At 53.2% G+C, this 2,845-nt stretch carries 1 rRNA gene; it reads right to left on the bottom strand.

Going from position 1 to position 2,845, the window contains the following annotated elements:
* A 23S ribosomal RNA gene (locus AB5Y67_RS00010) occupies positions 1-2,811 on the bottom strand; the annotation flags it as partial.
* Positions 2,812-2,845 lie beyond the last annotated feature (34 nt).

The raw sequence follows: 2,845 nt of genomic DNA, 5'->3' as shown, positions 1-2,845 counted from the left end.
GGTCTCCAACGGCCCTTTAGGACCCTCAAGGGGTCAGGGATGACTCATCTCAGGGCTCGCTTCCCGCTTAGATGCTTTCAGCGGTTATCGATTCCGAACTTAGCTACCGGGCAGTGCCACTGGCGTGACAACCCGAACACCAGAGGTTCGTTCACTCCGGTCCTCTCGTACTAGGAGCAACTCCCTTCAATCATCCAACGCCCACGGCAGATAGGGACCGAACTGTCTCACGACGTTCTGAACCCAGCTCGCGTACCACTTTAAATGGCGAACAGCCATACCCTTGGGACCGACTTCAGCCCCAGGATGTGATGAGCCGACATCGAGGTGCCAAACACCGCCGTCGATATGAACTCTTGGGCGGTATCAGCCTGTTATCCCCGGAGTACCTTTTATCCGTTGAGCGATGGCCCTTCCATTCAGAACCACCGGATCACTATGACCTACTTTCGTACCTGCTCGACCTGTCCGTCTCGCAGTTAAGCTGGCTTATGCCATTGCACTAACCTCCTGATGTCCGACCAGGATTAGCCAACCTTCGTGCTCCTCCGTTACTCTTTGGGAGGAGACCGCCCCAGTCAAACTACCCACCAGGCACTGTCCGCGAGCCCGATTCAGGGCCCTGCGTTAGAACATCAAACATACAAGGGTGGTATTTCAAGGACGGCTCCAGCGCAACTGGCGTCACGCCTTCAAAGCCTCCCACCTATCCTACACATGTAGGTTCAATGTTCAGTGCCAAGCTGTAGTAAAGGTTCACGGGGTCTTTCCGTCTAGCCGCGGGTACACCGCATCTTCACGGCGAATTCGATTTCACTGAGTCTCGGGTGGAGACAGCATGGCCATGGTTACACCATTCGTGCAGGTCGGAACTTACCCGACAAGGAATTTCGCTACCTTAGGACCGTTATAGTTACGGCCGCCGTTTACCGGGGCTTCGATCAAGAGCTTCGCTTGCGCTAACCCCATCAATTAACCTTCCGGCACCGGGCAGGTGTCACACCCTATACGTCCACTTTCGTGTTTGCAGAGTGCTGTGTTTTTGATAAACAGTCCCAGCCATCTGGTCACTGCGACTCCCAACTGCTCCATCCGCAAGGGACTTCACTGTCAGGAGCGAACCTTCTCCCGAAGTTACGGTTCTATTTTGCCTAGTTCCTTCACCCGAGTTCTCTCAAGCGCCTTGGTATTCTCTACCCGACCACCTGTGTCGGTTTGGGGTACGATGACTTGTAATCTGAAGCTTAGAGGCTTTTCCTGGAAGCAGGGCATCAATGGCTTCCACACCGTAGTGTGTTCGTCTCGTGTCTCAGTGTTGTGTCTCCGGATTTGCCTAGAAACACCACCTACGCACTTTCACCAGGACAACCGTCGCCTGGCCCACCTAGCCTTCTCCGTCCCCCCATCGCAATTACAAGTCGTGCAGGAATATTAACCTGCTTCCCATCGATTACGCCTTTCGGCCTCACCTTAGGGGTCGACTCACCCTGCCCCGATTAACGTTGGACAGGAACCCTTGGTCTTCCGGCGAGGAGGCTTTTCACCCCCTTTATCGTTACTTACGTCAGCATTCGCACTTCTGATATCTCCAGCATACCTCTCGATACACCTTCGCAGACTTACAGAACGCTCCCCTACCACTCACACATAAGTGTGAATCCGCGGCTTCGGTGCCTGGTTTGAGCCCCGTTACATCTTCCGCGCAGGCCGACTCGACTAGTGAGCTATTACGCTTTCTTTAAATGATGGCTGCTTCTAAGCCAACATCCTAGCTGTCTGAGCCTTCCCACATCGTTTCCCACTTAACCAGAACTTTGGGACCTTAGCCGGCGGTCTGGGTTGTTTCCCTCTTCACGACGGACGTTAGCACCCGCCGTGTGTCTCCCGGATATTACTTACTGGTATTCGGAGTTTGCATGGGGTTGGTAAGTCGGGATGACCCCCTAGCCCAAACAGTGCTCTACCCCCAGTAGTATTCGTCCGAGGCGCTACCTAAATAGCTTTCGGGGAGAACCAGCTATCTCCGAGTTTGATTGGCCTTTCACCCCCAGCCACAGGTCATCCCCTAACTTTGCAACGTTAGTGGGTTCGGTCCTCCAGTTGATGTTACTCAACCTTCAACCTGCCCATGGCTAGATCACCCGGTTTCGGGTCTACACCTTGCAACTAGACGCCCAGTTAAGACTCGGTTTCCCTACGGCTCCCCTATACGGTTAACCTCGCTACAAAATGTAAGTCGCTGACCCATTATACAAAAGGTACGCAGTCACCCCGAAGGGCTCCCACTGCTTGTACGTACACGGTTTCAGGTTCTATTTCACTCCCCTCACAGGGGTTCTTTTCGCCTTTCCCTCACGGTACTGGTTCACTATCGGTCAGTCAGGAGTATTTAGCCTTGGAGGATGGTCCCCCCATATTCAGACAGGATGTCACGTGTCCCGCCCTACTCGATTTCACATCAAGGTTGTTTTCGTGTACGGGGCTATCACCCTGTATCGCCGGCCTTTCCAGGACCGTTCCACTAACTTCCAAGATGCTTAAGGGCTAATCCCCGTTCGCTCGCCGCTACTGAGGGAATCTCGGTTGATTTCTTTTCCTCGGGGTACTTAGATGTTTCAGTTCTCCCGGTTCGCCTCTGTTACCTATGTATTCAGTAACAGATACCCAAGTTATCTTGGGTGGGTTTCCCCATTCGGAAATCTGTGAGTAATAGCGTCTCTTACCGACTTCTCACAGCTTATCGCAGGTTAGTACGTCCTTCATCGCCTCTGACTGCCAAGGCATCCACCATGTACGCTTAGTCACTTAACCATACAACCCCAAGAAGTGTCGGTGAAACCGGCAC

The sequence above is a fragment of the Aeromonas sp. s12 genome, assembly GCF_040907925.1.
GTDB lineage: Bacteria > Pseudomonadota > Gammaproteobacteria > Enterobacterales > Aeromonadaceae > Aeromonas > Aeromonas veronii.
This window is presented reverse-complemented; position numbering and strand designations above follow the sequence as displayed.